Annotated in this window: 14 protein-coding genes and 1 riboswitch; of the genes, 4 read left to right on the top strand and 10 right to left on the bottom strand. The window is 67.3% G+C overall.

Going from position 1 to position 18,441, the window contains the following annotated elements; genetic code table 11:
- Positions 1 to 208: 208 nt before the first annotated feature.
- Positions 209 to 883: a DUF4136 domain-containing protein gene (locus tag V8683_RS06595; protein WP_411188892.1), complete on the top strand. Its 675-nt coding sequence runs from the start codon at positions 209 to 211 to the stop codon at positions 881 to 883.
- 92 nt (positions 884 to 975) lie between these two features.
- Here the strand turns inward: V8683_RS06595 and V8683_RS06590 are convergent, their stop codons facing one another.
- The 8 genes from V8683_RS06590 to V8683_RS06555 all read right to left on the bottom strand — a co-directional run bounded on the left by V8683_RS06590 (position 976) and on the right by V8683_RS06555 (position 11,870).
- Entirely contained in the window at positions 976 to 1,548 is a 573-nt protein-coding gene (locus tag V8683_RS06590) for a TMEM165/GDT1 family protein (protein WP_411188893.1), read from the bottom strand.
- Positions 1,549 to 1,554: 6 nt separating this feature from the next.
- Positions 1,555 to 1,783, bottom strand: a riboswitch (yybP-ykoY riboswitch).
- A gap of 1 nt (position 1,784) precedes the next feature.
- Entirely contained in the window at positions 1,785 to 3,104 is a 1,320-nt protein-coding gene (gene guaD / locus V8683_RS06585) for a guanine deaminase (RefSeq protein WP_411188894.1), read from the bottom strand.
- A gap of 158 nt (positions 3,105 to 3,262) precedes the next feature.
- A complete protein-coding gene (locus V8683_RS06580) occupies positions 3,263 to 4,306 on the bottom strand; it encodes an adenosine deaminase (protein ID WP_411188895.1) in 1,044 nt (347 codons plus the stop codon).
- A gap of 28 nt (positions 4,307 to 4,334) precedes the next feature.
- Positions 4,335 to 5,393, bottom strand: a complete 1,059-nt coding sequence (xdhC, locus tag V8683_RS06575; protein ID WP_411188896.1) for a xanthine dehydrogenase accessory protein XdhC — start codon at positions 5,391 to 5,393, stop codon at positions 4,335 to 4,337.
- A gap of 66 nt (positions 5,394 to 5,459) precedes the next feature.
- The gene (xdhB, locus tag V8683_RS06570) at positions 5,460 to 7,877 is read right to left on the bottom strand and encodes a xanthine dehydrogenase molybdopterin binding subunit (RefSeq protein ID WP_411188897.1); all 2,418 of its coding nucleotides are present in this window, start codon (positions 7,875 to 7,877) and stop codon (positions 5,460 to 5,462) included.
- A complete protein-coding gene (xdhA, locus tag V8683_RS06565) occupies positions 7,874 to 9,415 on the bottom strand; it encodes a xanthine dehydrogenase small subunit (protein ID WP_411188898.1) in 1,542 nt (513 codons plus the stop codon). The genes xdhB and xdhA overlap by 4 nt, the downstream gene beginning before the upstream one ends.
- A 391-nt stretch (positions 9,416 to 9,806) precedes the next feature.
- Positions 9,807 to 10,337 carry a disulfide bond formation protein B gene (locus V8683_RS06560; protein WP_411188899.1) on the bottom strand — a complete coding sequence of 177 codons (531 nt, stop codon included), beginning with the start codon at positions 10,335 to 10,337 and terminating at the stop codon, positions 9,807 to 9,809.
- Between the two features lie 144 nt (positions 10,338 to 10,481).
- Entirely contained in the window at positions 10,482 to 11,870 is a 1,389-nt protein-coding gene (locus tag V8683_RS06555) for an amidase (RefSeq protein ID WP_411188900.1), read from the bottom strand.
- A 144-nt stretch (positions 11,871 to 12,014) separates the two neighbouring features.
- On the opposite strand from V8683_RS06555, the gene V8683_RS06550 reads away from it, so the two are divergent.
- The 3 genes from V8683_RS06550 to V8683_RS06540 all read left to right on the top strand — a co-directional run bounded on the left by V8683_RS06550 (position 12,015) and on the right by V8683_RS06540 (position 16,201).
- Complete coding sequence (locus V8683_RS06550) at positions 12,015 to 13,772, top strand: cation:proton antiporter (protein WP_411188901.1); 1,758 nt, start codon at positions 12,015 to 12,017, stop codon at positions 13,770 to 13,772.
- 124 nt (positions 13,773 to 13,896) lie between these two features.
- Positions 13,897 to 15,246, top strand: coding sequence for a gamma-glutamyl-gamma-aminobutyrate hydrolase family protein (locus V8683_RS06545; protein WP_411188902.1), 1,350 nt, complete (start codon positions 13,897 to 13,899; stop codon positions 15,244 to 15,246).
- 235 nt (positions 15,247 to 15,481) lie between these two features.
- Entirely contained in the window at positions 15,482 to 16,201 is a 720-nt protein-coding gene (locus V8683_RS06540; RefSeq protein ID WP_411188903.1) for a DUF2968 domain-containing protein, read from the top strand.
- Positions 16,202 to 16,353: 152 nt separating this feature from the next.
- On the opposite strand, the gene V8683_RS06535 is transcribed toward V8683_RS06540, so the two are convergent.
- Both V8683_RS06535 and V8683_RS06530 read right to left on the bottom strand, forming a co-directional pair.
- The gene (locus V8683_RS06535) at positions 16,354 to 17,475 is read right to left on the bottom strand and encodes a hypothetical protein (RefSeq protein WP_462847611.1); all 1,122 of its coding nucleotides are present in this window, start codon (positions 17,473 to 17,475) and stop codon (positions 16,354 to 16,356) included.
- A gap of 232 nt (positions 17,476 to 17,707) precedes the next feature.
- On the bottom strand, positions 17,708 to 18,238 hold the full coding sequence (locus V8683_RS06530; protein WP_411188905.1) for a GNAT family N-acetyltransferase: 531 nt from the start codon (positions 18,236 to 18,238) through the stop codon (positions 17,708 to 17,710).
- Between the last annotated feature and the right edge of the window lie 203 nt (positions 18,239 to 18,441).

The raw sequence follows: 18,441 nt of genomic DNA, 5'->3' as shown, positions 1-18,441 counted from the left end.
TTTTGGGCGCTTGTGGCGCGGCGCATCGTCTCATTGTACAAAGGCTCGGCCGGCTTGTCCGGGTTGGCCGTGGAGGCGGGCGTCGGGTGCGGGGCTGCGCGCGAACTTTCCCCCATTTGCGCGAGTCAGTATGATCATCGGATTGCCGTGCCGGGGGTCGGGCGCTACCGCCTCGACCGCGCTTTCGACCAATAGACACGAGAAGACCATGAAGCATGACCGCTGGACCCGCCGCGCCCTGATGCTGCTGGCGGTGTTTGCCGTGACGCTGTCCGGCTGCACGACCTACGTGACGAGCCAGGTGACGGCCTTTTCGGCGTGGGAAGGCGGCAGCGACGCCACGCGCACGTACGCCTTTTCACGCAACCCCGACCAGAAGCACAGCATCGAGGAAGAGACCTACGAGCGCATGGTCGCCGACGGTCTGGCGCAGTATGCGTTCCGCCAGGTCGACGAACGGCAGGCGCGCTATCTGGTGGGCCTCGCCTACGGCAGCCGCATGGATCAGGTGACGGTGGCGCAGCCGGTGTTCTACAACCCGTGGCCGGCGCCGTACTGGGGGCCGTTCAATCCTTGGGGGGCGTGGGGGCCCTACGCGCCCGCGTACGTGAACCAGACCTATCCGGTCTATACGCACGCGCTTGGCATCCGCATCACCGACAAGGCGACGGGCAAGGAGCTCTATAACGTGACGGCGCGCACGTCCGGCGACGAGCCGTCGCTCGTGCGCGCGATGCCGTACCTCGCGCGCAGCGCACTCTCGAATTTCCCGCTGGCGAACGGTTCCGTGCAGGAAGTCAGGCTGCCGGTCGAGAAGAACGGCGGGGCGCCGAACGAAATGGCCGCACCGATGCCCGCTTCGGGCGCTCCCGCGGCGCAGTAGCCCCGCGCGCCCTGGCATGCCCGGCAGGGCAATCGAATGGCGGGCCGCCGCAGGTTTTCAGGCGGCGCCGCCTTTCGTTCCGATTATTCCGTCTAGATTCCCACGCCCATCACCGCCAGCACGCCGAGCACGACGAACATGACGGCGGCGATGCCGTGCACGAGCTTCGTCGGCAGCTTGTGGGCAAAGCGGTCGCCCAACAGGATGGCAGGCACGTTGGCGATCATCATGCCGAGCGTGGTGCCGCACACCACACCGAAGAAGTCGTGAAAGCGCGCGGCGAGCGCCACCGTGGCGATCTGCGTCTTGTCGCCCATCTCGGCGAGAAAGAAGGTCACGACGGTCGCGCCGAACACGCCCAGCCGCGAGCGGTTGACGTTGGCTTCGCCTTCGTCGAGCTTGTCGGGCACGAGTATCCATAAGCCCATGGCGACGAACGAGGCGGCCAGCGCCCAGCGCATCACGGAAGGCGTGACGAGCGCGCCGAGCCAGGTGCCGAGCGCGCCCGCGCCCGCGTGATTGACGAGGGTGGCGACCAGCACGCCAAGGATGATCGGCATGGGCTTGCGATAGCGCGCAGCAAGGACGAGCGAAAGCAGTTGCGTCTTGTCGCCAATTTCGGCAAGCGCGACGGCACCCGTGGAAACGAGAAAGGCTTGATCCATTTTCTGAAAGTCCTCGGGCCGAGATGAGTGCGAGCGACGACCCACAACCCGCCGGGCCCTGTTGCGGCGGTTATGGGTCATCGGTCTCGCCAGGCCAGAGGCTGCACCTGCCATGGCCGCGAAGGCCAAGTTTGTTGACAGGTGCCCCCGCGGATCGTGCGCCGGGCGCATGAGCCTTCGTGGAAGGCGTGTTGCGCAGCACGATGCGGGGCGGCTACTCCCCAATGAGCGGCGGATTATAGCACAGCGCTTTGCGCGCGCTCGCCGCGGCGATGCACGCGCTTGCCGGCCGCGTAGGTCTCATGGACCGCGCGGTCGTCGCCGAGCAGCGCCAGCGCGAACAGCAGTTCTTCGAGCGATTCCGCGCGGGCCGTGCGCCGCGCGAGCAGCGGGGTGGCCCGCGGGTCGAGCACGACGAAGTCGGCTTCGCTGCCCGGCGCGAGCGTGCCGATGGTGTCGGCCAGATCGAGCGCCTGCGCCGCGCCCGCCGTCGCGAGCCAGAACATGCGCGTGGCGGTGAGGTGGTGGCCGCCCATGCGCGCGACCTTGTGCGCTTCGTTCATGGTCTGCAGCATCGAGAACGACGTGCCGCCGCCTACGTCCGTCGCGAGCGTCACGGGCATGGCCGATTCGTCGGCCTTGTCGAAGTCGAACAGGCCGCTGCCGAGGAAGAGGTTCGAGGTCGGGCAGTGCGCCGCGACCGTGCCCGTCTGCGCCATGCGGCGGCGGTCTTCGTCATCGAGCCAGATGCAGTGGCCGTACACCGCGCGGCGACGCAGGAGTCCGTAATGATCGTAGACGTCGAGGTAGCTGCGATGGCGCGGGAACAGCTCGCTTACCCATTTCACCTCGTCGGGATTCTCGGCCACGTGGCTCTGGATGAAGATGTCCGGATGGGCTTTCGCGAGTGCCTGGCAGGCTTCGAGCTGCGCCTCGGTCGAGGTGGGCGCGAAGCGCGGCGTGAGCGCGTACATCTGGCGGCCGCGTTTGTGCCAGCGGCCGATCAGCTCGGCGCTGTCGTCGTAGCCCGTCTGCGGCGTGTCGCGCAGGAATTCGGGGCAATGGCGGTCCATCAGCACCTTGCCGGCGATCATGCGCAGGTTCTTGGCCTCGCTCGCGGAAAAGAGCGCATCGGCCGACTGCTTGTGCACCGTGCAATAGACGAGCGCCGTGGTCGTGCCGCTCGCGAGCAGTTCTTCGACGAAGAAGCGCGCCGTGTCCTCGGCCACCGCCTCCTTTTCGAAGCCGCGCTCGGTCGGGAACGTATACGTTTCCAGCCACGGCAGGAGGCCCGGCGCCGGCGACGTGATCATGTCGGTCTGCGGATAGTGGATGTGCGTGTCGATGAAGCCCGGGACGATCAGCTTGTCGCGCAGGTCATGGACGGCGGCGCCGTCGGCGACGAGGCCGGCGAGCGCGGACCACGCGCCCGAGGCGATCACGTGGCCGTCTTCGACGATCACGACGCCGTCTTCGTGAAAGACAGCGGCGTCGGACGATTGCGCGGGGTCGCCTTTGAACGTCAACAGTTTTGCGCGGTAAGCCGATTGAGTCATGGGAACTGCGTCTCCAAAATCTTCAGGTTTGAGTGAGGTTGAGATCCCTTATTTGCGCCGTCCCTGAAAAACGCGGCACGAGAGGGCCCACGGCCCGGCGCTTTCGTGCCGGTCCCTGCGGTGTACTGCTGCCCCGTGAGGGGCGCGTGAGTCAGTGCTTACGCGGTCGTGCTGCTCCAGTAGGCGTCGAGCTTCGCGATCAGCGCGGCGCGCTCTTCCGGGCTCACGAACGACGCTTCGAAGCCGTTGCGCAGGATCGTGTAGACCTCCTGATCGTTCAGCTTCAGTGCGTCGATGATCGCGGTGTAGTTCTCGTTGACGTAGCCGCCGAAGTAGGCGGGATCGTCGGAATTGACCGTGACCGCCACACCCTGGTCGAGCAGGTCCTTGAGCGTGTGCTTCGTCATGTCGTCGAACACGCACAGCTTGAGGTTCGAGAGCGGGCAGACCGTGAGCGCCACACGCGTGTCGGCAAGACGCGTGACGAGCGCCGCGTCCTCGATGCTGCGCACGCCATGGTCGACGCGGTCCACCTTCAGCAGGTCGAGCGCTTCGTAGATGTACGACGGCGGGCCTTCCTCGCCCGCGTGTGCAACGAGCTTCAGCCCCTTGGCACGAGCTTGCCCGAACACGCGCTCGAATTTCGAAGGCGGATGCCCGCGCTCGGACGAGTCGAGGCCCACGCCGATCAGGCGCGGGTAGCGGTCGAAGAGCGGCAGCGCGGCTTCGAAGGTGGCGAGCGCATCGGCTTCGCTCAGGTGGCGCAGGAAGCACAGGATCAGCTTGCTCGTGAGGCCGCGTTTTTCGGCGTCGGCGAGCGCACGGTCGATGCCCGCGACCACGGTTTCGATCGGCACGCCGCGTTCGGTGTGCGTCTGCGGATCGAAGAAAATTTCGGCGTGCACGACGTTGTCCGCGAGCGCGCGCTCGCAGTAGGCCATCGTCATGTCGTAGAAGTCCTGCTCCTTGAGCAGCACGCTCGCGCCCGCGTAGTAGATGTCCAGGAACGACTGCAGGTCGGTGAACGCGTAGGCGCGGCGCAGCGACTCGATCGAGTCGTAGGCGAGCTTCACTTGGTTGCGCTGCGCGAGCGCGAAGATCAGTTCGGGTTCGAGCGAGCCTTCGATATGGATGTGCAGCTCGGACTTCGGCGCGCGCGCGGCCTTTTCGGTGAGCGGGACGGCGGTGGTCGTGATGGTCATGGTTGGGTCGGTCCGTGGGTAGATGACATCACGCGGAATGGGCGAGGGCATGGGCTGCGTGCGCCTCGATCGCCTGCAGGAGCTGCGCGGCGGCCGAGATGGCGATCACTTCGGGCGACTTGTCCACGATGCCGTCGACGCCGAGCGGGCACTTCATCCGTGCAATCTGCAGCGGATCGATGCCGCGCGCGGCGAGCCGGTGCTCGAACTGCTTGCGCTTCGTGTGCGAGCCGATCATCCCGAAGAACACGTAGTCGCCACGGCGCAGGATGCGCTCGGCGAGTTCGAGGTCGAGCGAATGATCGTGCGTCATCACGATGAAGCTCGTGCCCGGCGGGGCGGTATCGACGGCTTCGTCCGGGGCGTCGTTCGCGTCGATTTCGACGTTGGGCGCCGCCAGCGCCGCGAACGCTTCGGGCGACGGAAACGCGGCGTCGCGCTCGTCCACCCAGCGCACGCGGCACGGCAGCGTGCCGAGCACACGCACGAGCGCCGCGCCCACGTGCCCCGCGCCGAACAGCACGACGGGGAAGTCGTTGGGCGCGATCGTTTCGGTGAGCAGCGCGCCGCCTTCGCCGTCGTGCGTGTCCCAGAGGAGGCAGTCGGGGGCTTCCACGCCCGGCTCCGGCTCGGACAGCAAGATGGGGTCGGCCGCCGCGGCGCTGCCCGCGCCGATCGGGCTCCCATTCCGCGAGGAGCGGAATGATACGCTACGCACGGTCGACGCGCCTGCCGCGAGGCGGCGCGCCAGCGTGGCGAGCCAGCCGAGGTCGCCCACGTCGACCCGCTCGAACGCGAGCACGACCGCGCCGCCGCAGCACTGGCCGAGGCTCGGGCCGAGCGCGAGCCGTTCGAGACGGCGCATGTTCGGCGCGCGCATGCCGTCGCGCAGCACCTGACGCGCGATCTCGATAGCCTTCCATTCGAGGTGGCCGCCGCCGATCGTGTGGCGCGCGGCCTCGCGCGTCACGATCATCTTCGTGCCCGCTTCGCGCGGCGCCGATCCTTCGACGCGCGCGACCGTCACGATCACGGCGGCGTCGCCGTGCGCGAGCAGTTGCTGCAGATCGGTCAGCCAGGCTTGCATCTTGCGGTTCTCCTTGCTTCAGGCGGCACGAAGGGCGCGCCGCCGGTTGATCCTGGTAACTTCGTCTTATGGCTTCGCGCCGGCCAGGCTTTCGGCTACCGGCGCTGCGTCGGCTTGCGCCATGGCACTTGTGCGCAAAGCGTCGAGTGCATCGAGTATCGCTTCGGGCGTTGCCGGCGCACGCAGCGAGGCGGCCTCGCGCGCCTCGGGCACCGCCGCGCCGATGGCGTCGCGGATCGCGAGAAACACCGAGAACGGCAGCAGAAGCGGCGGCTCGCCCACGGCCTTCGAGCGGAATACGGTCGGCTCCGCGTTGTCGTTGCGATAGAGCCGGGTCGTGAACGCGGCGGGCGTATCGCTGATCGCGGGGATCTTGTAGGTGGACGGCGCGTGCGTCATCAGGCGTCCTTCGCCGCTCCACCAGAGCTCCTCGGTCGTGAGCCAGCCCATTCCCTGGATGAACGCGCCTTCCACCTGGCCGATGTCGATGGCCGGATTGATCGACTGGCCGGCGTCGTGGAGCAGATCCGCGCGCACGAGTTTCCATTCGCCGGTCAGCGTATCGACGACCACTTCGGACACGGCCGCGCCATAGGCGAAGTAATAGAACGGATGGCCCGTGAGCGTGCGCGCATCCCAGTGAACTTTCGGCGTCGCGTAGAAGCCGTCCGACCAGAGCTGCACGCGTTTCATATACGCGCGCTCGACGAACTCCGCGAACGCTACCGAGACACCGTTCGTGCGAACCGCACCGTCTTCGAACACGACGGCATCGGGCGTACCGCCGTACTCGGCGGCGGCGAGCCCGGCGAGGCGTGCGCGGATGGTCAGCGCGGCCGCTTCCGCGGCCTTGCCGTTCAGGTCGCTGCCGGTCGAGGCCGCGGTTGCCGAAGTATTGGCCACCTTCGACGTATCGGTCGCGCTCACGCGCACGCGCGCCAGCGGCAGTCCGAACGTGCCGGCCACGACCTGGGCGACCTTGGTGTTGAGTCCCTGTCCCATTTCGGTGCCGCCGTGATTCACGAGCACCGAGCCGTCGCGATAAACATGCACGAGCGCGCCGGCCTGGTTCAGGTGCGGCACGTTGAACGAGATGCCGAACTTCACCGGAGTAAAGGCGATGCCGCGCTTGAGGACCGAGTTCGAGCGGTTCCAGGCCGCGAGCGCCGCGCGCCTCTCGCGGTAGCGGCTCGAGGCGAGCAATTCGTCGGTGAGCGGCGCGAGGACGTTATCCTCCACGGGTTGGCCATAGGGCGTGACGTCGCGTTCGCCGATGCCGTAGTAGTTCGCGCGCCGCACGTCGAGCGGATCGCGGTTCAGCCTCTTCGCGATGCTGTCGAGCATCACTTCCATCACGAGCGCGCCTTGCGGGCCGCCGAAGCCGCGGAACGCGGTGTTCGACTGCGTGTTCGTCTTGCAGCAAAGCGCCACGATCTCGACGTCGGAGAGGAAGTAGGCGTTGTCGAAGTGGCAGACCGCGCGCGTCGCCACCGCACCGGAGAGGTCGGCGGAATAGCCCGCGCGCAGCGCGATTTCCACGCGCGCGCCGAGCAAACGCCCCTCGTCGTCGAAGCCGGCTTCGTATTCGTAAAGCGCGTCGTGGCGCTTGCCCGTGATCATGAAGTCGTCGTCGCGGTCGGCGCGCAGCTTCACCGGGCGGCCGGTCTTGTGGGCCGCGAGCGCGGCGACGCAGGCGAAGACGGCCGACTGCGATTCCTTGCCGCCGAAGCCGCCGCCCATGCGCCGGCATTCGCACGCGACGCGATGCGCGGGCCAGTCCAGCAGATGGGCCACGACCTGTTGCATCTCGCTCGGGTGCTGCGTCGAACTGTGGACCAGCATGCCGTCCTGTTCCTGCGGCAATGCGTAGGCAACCTGACCTTCCAGATAGAACTGCTCCTGGCCGCCCACGGCGAACGTGCCGGTAATGCGGTGCGGCGCCGCCGCGATCCGCTCCGCGGGTGCGCCGCGCGTGAGATGCAGCGGCGGCAGCACGTAGTGCTGCCTGGCGCGCGCCTCGGCGATGGAGAGCACCGGTTCGAGCGGCTCGTAGCGCACCACGTCGTCGCTCGCGGCAAGCGACGCGGCACGGCGCGCCAGATCCTGGCTCGTCGCGATCACCGCGAAGACGGGCTGCCCGAGGTATTGCACCGTGCCGTCCGCGAGTACCGGATCGTCGTGCAGCACGGGGCCGCAATTGTTCTCGCCGGGGATGTCGGCAGCACTGAGCACCGCGACTACGCCCGGCGCTTCGCTCACGCGGCGCAGGTCGAGCGACACGATGCGCGCGTGTGCGTGGCGCGAGAGTCCGAGCGCCGCGTGCAAGGTGCCTTGCACCTCGGGGATGTCGTCGGTGTAGCGGGCCTCGCCGCTCACGTGCAGTTCCGCGGATTCGTGCGGCAGCGACGCACCCAGCGCCGAGTGGGCCAACCGCGCTGCGGCCCCGGCGACGCTCGCGACAAACGGTTCGGACTGTCGGTTCATGGCGTTTCTCCCGCGGCGAGGATGGCGTCGTCCTCGAAGCCGTCGCCGGCGCCGAAGGCGAACGCATTGACGTCGCAGAGCGCGAGCGGAGCGTCGTCGCGGGTCTCCAGCCAGCAGCGCCACAGCAGGTTGCGCGCGACTTTCAGGCGATAGGCGGCGCTCGCGCGCAGGTCGGTGAGCGGCTGGTAGTCGGCCGCGAGGGCGTCCATCGCGCGCCGCGCCGTGGCTTCGTCCCAGCGCGCACCGGTCAATGCGGCTTCGGTGCGCGCGCCGCGCAAAGGCGTCGCGGCCATGCCGCCGAACGCCACGCGCGCCTTCGCGATGACGCCGTCTTCGCCGACGTCGAGCGCGAACGCCGCGCATACGGCCGAAATGTCCTGGTCGTAGCGTTTCGAGATCTTGTACGTGCGAAAACGCAGCGTGGACGTGGGGCGCGGCACGCGGATCGACTCGACGAACTCGCCCGGCGCAAGTGCCGTCTTCTGATAGCCGGTGTAGAAGGCGGCGAGCGGCAGCGTGCGCTCCGCGTTGGCCCGGCGCAGCACGAGTTGCGTGTCGAGCGCGAGCAGCACGGGCATCGAATCGCCGATGGGCGAGCCGTTCGCGACGTTGCCGCCCAGCGTTCCGGCGTTGCGGATCGGCAGCGATGCAAAGCGGGCCCAGAGTTCGGCGAGTTCGGGGTAGTCGATCGTCAGCGCCGCGTAGGCTTCTTCGAGCGGCACCGCGGCGCCGATCGTCAAGGCCTCGGCATCGGTCGCGAGGTCGCGCAGTTCGGCGACGTTGCCGGTATAGATCAGATCGCCCAGCTCGCGAAACTGCTTCGTGACCCACAGGCCAACGTCGGTGCTGCCGGCAAGCACGCGCGCCTGCGGCCGTTCCGCGCGCAGCTTCGCGAACTCGCCGAGCGTGCGCGGGGCGAAGAACGTCGCTTCGCCGCCGGCCACGCTCTTTGCGCGGTATTCGAACGTGCCGTCGCGCGCGAGCGCGCGCAGGGCGTCTTCGATGGCCGGGCGGTCGAGCGCGGTGCGCGGGTAGTCGAACATGCGCTGGGCGGCGTCGACGATGGGCCGGTAGCCGGTGCAGCGGCACAGGTTGCCAGAAAGGGCCTGATTGATCTCGTCGCGCGTGGGCAGGCCGGCGCTGGCCGGCTGGCGTTCGTAGAGCGCCCACAGCGACATCGCGAAGCCCGGCGTGCAGAAACCGCACTGCGACGCATGGCAGTCGACGAGAGCTTGCTGGACGGGGTGGAGCGTGCCGTCGGCGGCGCGCAGGTCTTCCACGGTGAAGAGCGCGCGGCCGTCGAGCGTAGGCAGGAACTGGATGCAGGCGTTGACCGCCTTGAGCGCGAGTCGTCCCTCGTCGTCGAGTTCTCCGACGACCACCGTGCACGCGCCGCAATCGCCTTCGGCACAGCCTTCCTTCGTGCCACAGGCGTGCAGATCCTCGCGCAGGTGCTGCAGCACGGTGCGCGTGACCGGCACGTCGCGCACCTCGTGCACGGCGCCCCGGCGCAGGAATCGGATGGTTTGCGTTGTCATGGTGAAACCCGGGAGACATTGCGGATCAGGCGCGCGTTACGCAGGGGGCGTGCCAAAGCCGGCCTCGCGCACGTAGATCGCCATCCAGTTCCGAAGATAGCACTGCTTGCGTCGGGAAAGTATTACCCGCGCATGATGGGGGTTATCACGCTGCCGTCATGGCAGCGGGCGCGGTGCTCCGGCCCTTTGCGAGGATTCCGGTGGTGGGGTGCAGGGCGGGGCGTTGCCGGAATGCCGCTCGTGGGCGGCTACGGCGGTGAGCAAGACGGGGCAAACGCAGGGCGCGGATGCCGGACTGGAACGGCGGTACGGTACCGCCGTGGATGCGCCAGTCCCGGTGAGGTCCGGAAGCCCGGGCGGAACATCGCTGCCGCGGGCCTCCGGCTGTCGCTCAGCGACGGAGGCCGGGCCAGGACACCTGGCGGCGGCGATTGCGCCAGAGGCTCAGGAATACCAGAACAAAGATGCAGAGGAACGCGACCAGCGACCACGCGGGCACCGACAGGCCGAGGATCGGCGGATAGACGGTTTCGCACAGGCCCTGGACCTTGAAGACCCCGGGCAGCCATTGCGCGGGCGGCAGCCCATCGATGATCGGCTGGAGCGTGTCGAAGCCGCAGCTAAAGCTCGGAAACGCCTGCACCCAGACGAGCCGCGCCGCGGCGACGATGCCGCCCGCAGCGGACAGCACGACCAGCCCTTCGAGCAGGCGTACGCCGCGCCAGCTCGACAGGCGCGCGCCGAGGAACGCGAAGATCGCGATCAGCGCGAAGAAGTAGCGCTGGAGGATGCACAGCGGGCAGGGATCTTCGTGCTCGACATATTGCATGTAGAGCGCGCCGCCCAGCAGCGCAAGAGAGATGAGGCAAAGAAGGACCAGCAGGCGGCGCTCGCGGCGCAACAGCGCGTTATCGTCGTTCATGTCGCTCGATTTTTCGGTTTGGTGACGCAGCGCACGGGCTGCGGCGGCGTGTCCGCGATTCTAGCGCGAAGGGCGTGTCGTGCGGCCATGTGCGCTTGACCGTATGGGGTTGCGATTGGAAAAGCATCGCACGCCGCTGCCGGCTCAGCGCAACGGCGCAAGCACCGCCTCGACGCCGCGGCCGATCGCCAGCAGGGTGTCGTCGGCAAAGGGCGCGCCGGCCAGCATCAGCCCGACCGGCGCCGCGCCGTGATGGTGGCACGGCAGCGACAACGCGCAGGCGTCGAGGAAATTGAACGTGCTTGGGTTGCGCAGCACGAGCGCGTTGGTTTGCGCGAATACGGCGTCGTCGTCGATAAGCGGCGCCACGCGCGGCGCCGCGATCGGCACGGTCGGCGCGATCACGGCATCGAAACGCGACCAGAGCGTGGCCTCGGCTTCCTGGAGCACCGCCGCGCGCGCCGCGATCAGGTCGAGGTAATCACAGGCGCGTGCCGGCTCACCCTTCAGGATGCGGGCGAGCACGCGCGGATCGTAGTCTGCGCGATGCCGGGCGATCAGCTCGCGGTGCCACGCATAGGCTTCGATCGGCGAGAAACCATAGCGATTGATCTCCGGCAGCCGATCGAGCGCGCCGAACCGGACTTCGCTCACGATCGCTCCTGCCGCGTCGAGATGCCTGAGCGCCGCGTCGATCGTCGCGGCGACTTCGGGCTCGACATCCTCCGTGACGTAGTTGGTCAGCACGCCAAGGCGCACGCCTTCCAGATGTCGTGCCGCGGGGACGTGCGGCGCGAGCCCGGCGAGGATGCGGTCGGTGAGCGCGCAGCATGCCACGCTGTTGCCAATCGGCCCGAACGAGTCGAGCGTCGGCGAGAGCGGCACGGCACCCGTCTTCGGAATTCGCGCGGCCGTGGGCTTGAAGCCCGTGAGTCCGCAGAACGCGGCGGGGATGCGGATCGAGCCGCCGGTGTCGGTGCCGAGCGCGACCGCGGCCATGCCATCGGCCATCGAAGCCGCCGCGCCCGACGACGAGCCGCCCGCGACACGCGCGTTGTCTTCCACGTTGCGCCCATAGGGAGAAAGAGGCGTGCCGTAGTGCGGATTCAGCCCGAGCCCGGAGAACGCGAACTCGCTCATATTGGTGCGCCCGATCAGCACGGCGCCCGCGTGGCGCAGCCGGGCGACCGCGACGGCGTCGTCCTGCGCGGGTAGCGCGCCCGCGAGCGCGGTGGAGCCCGCGCGCGTGACCTCGCCTTGCACGTCGAACAGGTCCTTCACCGAAACGGGCACGCCCGCGAGCGGCGAGAGCACGGTGCCCGAGGCACGCAGGCGATCGTGGGCGTCGGCCGCGGCGCGCGCGCGTGCGGGATCGACGTGCGTGAAGACGGTGGCGCCCTGGCCGGCCGGGTCGGCAATGCGCCCGAGCGCGGTCTCGACGAGCGCGCGGCTCGTCGTGCGGCCCGCGGCCAGATCGGCGGCAAGCTGGGCGAGGGGAGCAAATGGGGTGAAGGGGGCGGAGTCGGTGGTCATGGCGATGGGCGGTGGGAGGCGGGCGGTCCGGGCGGCGGACGCATCACATTGTAGGGCCGGATTTTCATCGCGGCGTAATTTGGATCGGCGCGCTCATCAGGTAAGATTCTTCAAATAGACAGCTATTTGTAAGGATTTGCTGACATGCACCAAGGAATCGGCTTCATTCAGGATCTGGCCGTCGTGATGGCGCTCGCCGGCGTCGTCACGGTGCTGTTCCATCGCCTGAAGCAGCCCGTGGTACTCGGCTACATTGCCGCGGGCGTGATCATCGGTCCGTACACGCCGCCATTCCAGCTCATCCACGACGAGCAGACCATCCAGACCCTCGGCGAGCTGGGCGTCGTGTTCCTGATGTTTTCGCTCGGCCTCGAGTTCAGCCTGAGGAAACTGTTCCAGGTCGGCGTGACGGCGATCATCGCCGCGCTTTCGGAAATCGTGCTGATGCTGTGGATCGGCTACGAGATCGGCCGCGCGTTCGGCTGGAGCGCAATGGACGCGCTCTTTCTCGGCGCGATCCTCGCCATCTCTTCCACCACGATCATCGTCAAGGCGCTCTCCGATCTCGGCGTCAAGCGCGAGCCGTTTGCGCAGCTCGTGTTCGGCATCCTGATCGTCGAGGACATTCTGGGCATCGCGATGCTGGTCCTGCTGGGCGGCATCGCGCAGACAGGCGAGCTCTCGCCGGGCATCGCGTTCATCACGCTCGGCAAGCTGCTGCTCTTCATGCTCGTCTCGCTGCTGGCGGGCATCCTGATCGTGCCGCGCGTGCTCGGCTACGTCGCGCGCGTGGGCAGCGACGAGATGCTGCTCGTCTCCGTGCTGGGTTTCTGCTTCGGGTTCTGCCTGCTGGTCGTCAAGCTCGATTACTCCATCGCGCTCGGCGCTTTCCTGATCGGCGCGATCATGGCCGAGTCGCGCCACCTGCATCGCATCGAGCATCTCGTCGCACCGCTGCGGGACGCGTTCTCGGCCATCTTCTTCGTGACGATCGGGCTCATGCTCAATCCGCTCGTGCTGGTGGATTACGCATGGCCGATCGCGGTGATCTCGCTCGCGGTGATTCTCGGCAAGCTCGTTTCGTGCGGCCTCGGCACGTTCCTCGCGGGCCGCGACGGCCGCACGGCGATGCGCGTGGGCATGACCGTTTCGCAGATCGGCGAGTTCTCGTTCATCATCGCGTCGCTCGGCCTCACGCTCAAGGTGACGAGCGGATTTCTCTATCCGATCGCGGTGGCGGTCTCCGCCATCACGACGCTCACGACCCCGTATCTGATCCGCTTCGCCGATCCGCTTTCGCAACGGCTCGCGCGAGCGATGCCGGCCACCGTGGCGAACGTCTTCGGCCTCTATGGCCAATGGCTGCGCTGTCTCATGCCGCGCTCGTCGGGGCCGACGTTCTTCACGCTCGTGCGCCGGATCGTCTTGCAGGTGGCGGTGAATCTTGCGCTCGTGTCGGCGATTTTCATCGGCGTGTCGTACGGTGCCCGCTATGCCGGCGCGCCGCTCTCCGCGTGGATTGCCGACGAGCGCCTCCAGCGCGTGGTGTTGTGGAGCCTCGCGCTCGTGCTGGCGATGCCGTTTCTCGTGGCGGTTTGGCGCAAGACGCAGTCGCTCGCGCTGCTGCTGGCCGAGGCGAGCGTGCAGCCCGAAAAGGCGGGGCGCTTCACGCGCGCGCTGCGCCATGCGATTGCCGAAGTCGTGCCCGTGCTGGCCATGGTCGGCGTCTTTCTGCTCGTCGCGGGGCTTTCGGGCACCATCCTGCCGCCAACCGGCTATCTGATCGGCGTGCTGGTAGGGGCGGCCGCGCTCACGATGCTGCTGTGGCGCTGGTTCGTGAGGATCCACGCCTCGATGCAGATCGCGCTGCGCGAGACCTTCGACGAACGCCCCGACGCATGACGCCGTGTTGCGCGGATGTGACCGGATGTGAGGAATTGTGCGCGGGGCTGGCGGCCTCTGACGGGGCGAAGGATAATCGGTCCATGTTCATCGTTCGCGCGCGCCGCGCACCCGACCCCACGTCATGAGCGAAAACAGATCCGACCGCCCTGAGGCATCCGACGGCATCGACCGTCCCGCCCATGCCGGCTCACCCGGCATCTCCCAATCCAACGCTTCGGCCGGATCCTCCGGCGCTTCTCCCGCTGCATCGACCTCCACGTCGCCCAAGCCCACGCCCACATCCGCGGAGCCCGTTGCCGCCGCTGCTGTGGCGGAAGGCGCGCCGGCAAAGCGTGCGTCGACCGATGCGCCCGAAAGCGCCTCGACGGTCACGCCCGACGCACAGTCTCATGGGGCAGAGGGGGGCGGGGGACGCACGCCGCAGAGCCCGGCAAGGGAAGCCGCCAAGGGAACCGAGGCGGCGTCCGCGGCGACCGAACCACCAGCGTCCGCCGATGCTCCGCGCCCAGGTGCGGCGCCCGCGGGCTTCGGCCAGGCACCGGACTTCAGCGCGCAGAACCCGCCGCCGCCCAATGCCTTGCCGCCGAATCCGCCGCGCTACCTGCGCCCGAGCGATTCGGCGTGGTCGGTGCTCGGCCGCATCATCGCGGCGCGCGCGCGCCAGCTGTTCGACCGTGCGGGGCAGCGGATCACGCAGCGGACCCTGCGCATCGGCGTGTCGGCGCGCATCTTCCATCCGGAACCGGGAGCCATGGGGCTGCGTGGCAAGACGCTGCAATATCTGGAAGAGTCGATTGCGCACTGGGTCATGTCGCGCGACGTGATCGTGTTCATGATTCCGACCGTCGGGCACCAGGGGATGCTGCATCCGAGCAATATCCGTCTGCGCGACTATGCGAAGCATCTCGACGGCCTCTTGCTGCAGGGCGGTGCCGACGTCTCGCCGCAGACCTACGCGGAAGTCTCGGCGCGCCCCGAGTGGCCCGGCGACCGGGTACGCGACATGTACGAGCTGGAGCTGCTGCACGAATTCGTCGAATCGGGCAAGCCGGTGCTGGGTGTGTGCCGAGGCTGCCAGTTGATCAACGTGGCGTTTGGCGGCACGCTTTACCAGGACATCGCCACCGATGTGCCTACCGCCAGTGCTCACGTGAGCGAACGCTACGACCAGCATCGTCACGCGATCACGTTCCCCTCGGGCTCGTCGCTTGCCAGCATGTTTCCGGGCCGCAGCGAGGCCATCGTGAACTCCATTCATCACCAGGCCGTGAAGAGCCTGGGGCGCGACCTCACGATCGAGGCGGTTTCGGCGGGCGACGGCCTCATCGAGGCGGTGCGATACCGTCGCGCGCCTTTCGTGGTGGGCGTGCAATGGCACCCGGAATTCCATCGCGCGGGCGGTCCCGAACTGCTCGACTGCACGCCGCTGCTCGACGCCTTCCTGCGTTCGGCGCGCGAGACGCGTTTTTAGCCATCGCGCGTTTTTAGCATCGCTTGCCGGCGCGCCACCGCGGTGCGCCGTTGCGTCGCATCATTACCCTGGTCCGAGGCGTGTCCAAGCCCCGCAACGGGGTGACGTCCGGGACGACTGCATTCCGTCTGTCCGGTTGATTCGATTCCAGGTAATCCCGAATTAAAGCCCGTTTTTGAGATTGCCGGACGGGGATAATGAAGGGTTACTCTGAATCATCAACGGAATGGCAGGTATGAAGTACTCAACGGCACTGCGCCGCGCGTTGCCCGGCGCCGCAGCTATCTTGATGTTGCTGCATGGCGCCGCAGGATGGGCGCAGGACGACGGCGGCGAGCTGGCGCCCGTAGCGGGCAACCGGCCGTCGCTTGGCACCCTGACGCCGCCCCCGGCCGGCGCGGTGCCGCCCGCGTCAACCGACGAGCAGGCGAGCGCAGACAGCGCGCAGGGCGATGTCGCCATGCTCATGGAGCTGATACACGATTCCCAACTTGTCGAATTGCGCACGACCTACAACGGCAGCTACGGCGCGAGTCTGTTCTTCTATCCCCCGGATATGACCTGGTACGTCGTACTGTTTCAGGACAAGCATTTCTGGCGGGTGATCCGTTCGCAGGACGAAGGACGCTCGGAGGCGATCTACGCGGATTTCGCGCGGCAGACCGGGCGGCTGGCGGACGTCGAGATACACCGTACCCAGCTCGAAGCGCAGAAGGCGTATATCCAGCGTGTGATCGCACTGTCCGAGGACCGTGCACGCCGTCTGCAGGCCGACCTCGACGTGGCGCACACACAGCAGGCACAGGTCAACGATCGCCAGCAGCAGATGCAGGCCGACGCGGCGACGCTGCGGTCCGAGAAGGCTCAAGCCCAGGCCCAACTGCGCGATCTTCAACGCCAGGTTCAGGATCTGCAGCGGGAGGCCGAGGCGGGCCTGCCCGGCGCGAGAAAATGAGGCAGGGTAGAGGCGCCAGGAGCGGGGCAAATAGCAGGTCAAATGACAGGTCAAGCGGCGGATCAAACAGTGCCGCCAATCAGTAAAAAGCCCGGCGTGCCGGGCTTTTTACTGTCTGACTGATACGTTGCTAAACGGTGTTGTTGAGCACATTACTTCGCGAAGCTGTCGGGTATTTCAGTCACTCGACGTTGCGAGACGTGGTTAACCCATTCGGTACTATCGACAGGGACCGATGAGCGGCTGGCCGGGCGTGGCGTTGTGTAGGTGCTAGCGTAGGAGGCGATCGATGCGTACTCGTCGCTATGATGCGCGCTCGGCCGACGGGGCGAATAATGCCCCGCTTTCGAATACCTGGCCGCAGTACGGTGGGTAGCGACCTGGTGGGGGTTCACGCGGTGCGGCGTGAACGTGTGCGCCGCATGCCGATCGTTGAAGGCGCGTGGCTTGATGGCGGCCTTGGACTTTGCGGCGCCTGGAACCGATCGGGCTGGATGTTTTTCGTTGTCTGCAACGAGCGGCAGCGCCAGGATCGGGGGCGGCGCAGTCACGTGATGGCTCTCTGCCGAGTAGTCCGGCCGGCTCGCGATGAGAGGCGCATCCGTGCCGGGTGTCGGCGTTGCGCTTTGCAACGGTGCAGTCGGCTCCACGGCTTGACTGGTCTGGAGAATCGTCTGCGAGTCCGCTACCGCGAGGTCGTGCGCAGCGCGTTCGTCGGCGAGCCGCTGCGAGACGGTACCGCCGGATTCATGATCCGCACGTGTGGGCGGTGGCGCGGCCAACTGCGTGTCGCTCTGCGGAGCATGGCTTGCCAGTATCCACGTCAGCAATGCGGCACCGCCGATTGCACAGGCTCCACCCGCCAGCCGGCTCCGGTCGGGTGGTGACATGCCCCCCGTGCCGGCCGGCAGGACCGGCCGCAAGGCTTCGATATGCGGCTCGACCGCCGGTTCGAGCCCACCGACGGAGAAGGGCACGGTCACGGCAACTGCCCCGTTCGCCCCTGCATGGATCGATTCGCCAACCCGTGCTCCTGCTGGCTCGGGAATCGTACGGCGATGCGGGTCCCAGCGGCAGGCCGCGCGAAACGCCTCCGCACTCAGGCAAACAGTGCGCATGATGGCGGCGTAAAGCGCCTTCATTTCGACGCGCAGGCTGAAGTGCGGCGGTAGCAGCATCCATTCGCGACCGAACGGTGGCGGAATGTGGTCGAGCGGGAGCACGCGCGGTAGCGCAATGGCACCCTCAACCTGAACGAACGGAATTGTCGACATCGATCTCTCGCAGCCATAGCTTGAACGAAGCGGGGCTACGGGCCGCGCTTCACGCCATCTTTCTGTTTATCGCAGGCGATGATGCAGGACGGCAGAAGAGCGATCTATCAGAAATGTCTTAAAAATTGATATCGCCTAAATCCGGCAGCGCGGCGGCAGATGGCTCGAAAGCCGGGTGCTCCGCGCGGCAGGAAGCCTTCGTGCGCGACCCGGTATTGAGTTTGATCAAGGCTTACACAGTATCGAGCCGCAAGACGTAACGCAGCGCCGTAATATCCACCCCGCCCATATGGTCGGGTTCGGCGCCCGAGAATTTCCAGCCCTGCCGTTCGTAGAACGCGATCGCCGGCGCATTGCCTTCGAGCACGTAGAGGTACAACTGGGCTTCGCCACGCGAGCGGGCCCATTCCTGCGCGGCCTGCATCAGCCGCTTGCCGACGCCGATACCCTGATGGTCCGGTAACGCATGCAGGTTATCGAGCAAGACACCCCACGGCGAATCGGGCTGCTGCTCGACGCAGACGAAACCCACCGGCGTCGTGTCGTTCAGTTCGGCAATCAGCACGAGGCGGCGCTCACCGCCCGGCGCTTCCATGCGTGCGCGCCACCAGGCCGCACGTTCGTCGCCGACTTCGCGCTCGAGGAAGGCGGCGGGCAGCAGACCGCGATACGTGGTTTGCCAACTGGCGGCGTGCAGGGTGGCGATCAGCGGGGCGTCGGCAGCGGTGGCCGGGCGCAGTATCAGAGGAGCAGCGTTGGGCATGCGGTGGCTGGGCATCGAAACGGATGGTGCGAGGCACTGCGCACAGGCTTTATTGTGCATGATAGGCGCACCGGCGCGAGGGCTCCCCGAAACCGCGATAAAACGCAATAAACTGGCGGAGCAAAGATCATTCGGTGCTTGTGTCGCACCCTCAGGTAATACCCTGATATATGAGAGTGCGCACGGGCAGCATAATGGCCGCC

This window comes from Paraburkholderia sp. AV2, assembly GCF_054968425.1.
Note: the sequence above shows the minus strand (reverse complement) of the source record. Positions and strands in the feature narration are given on the sequence as shown.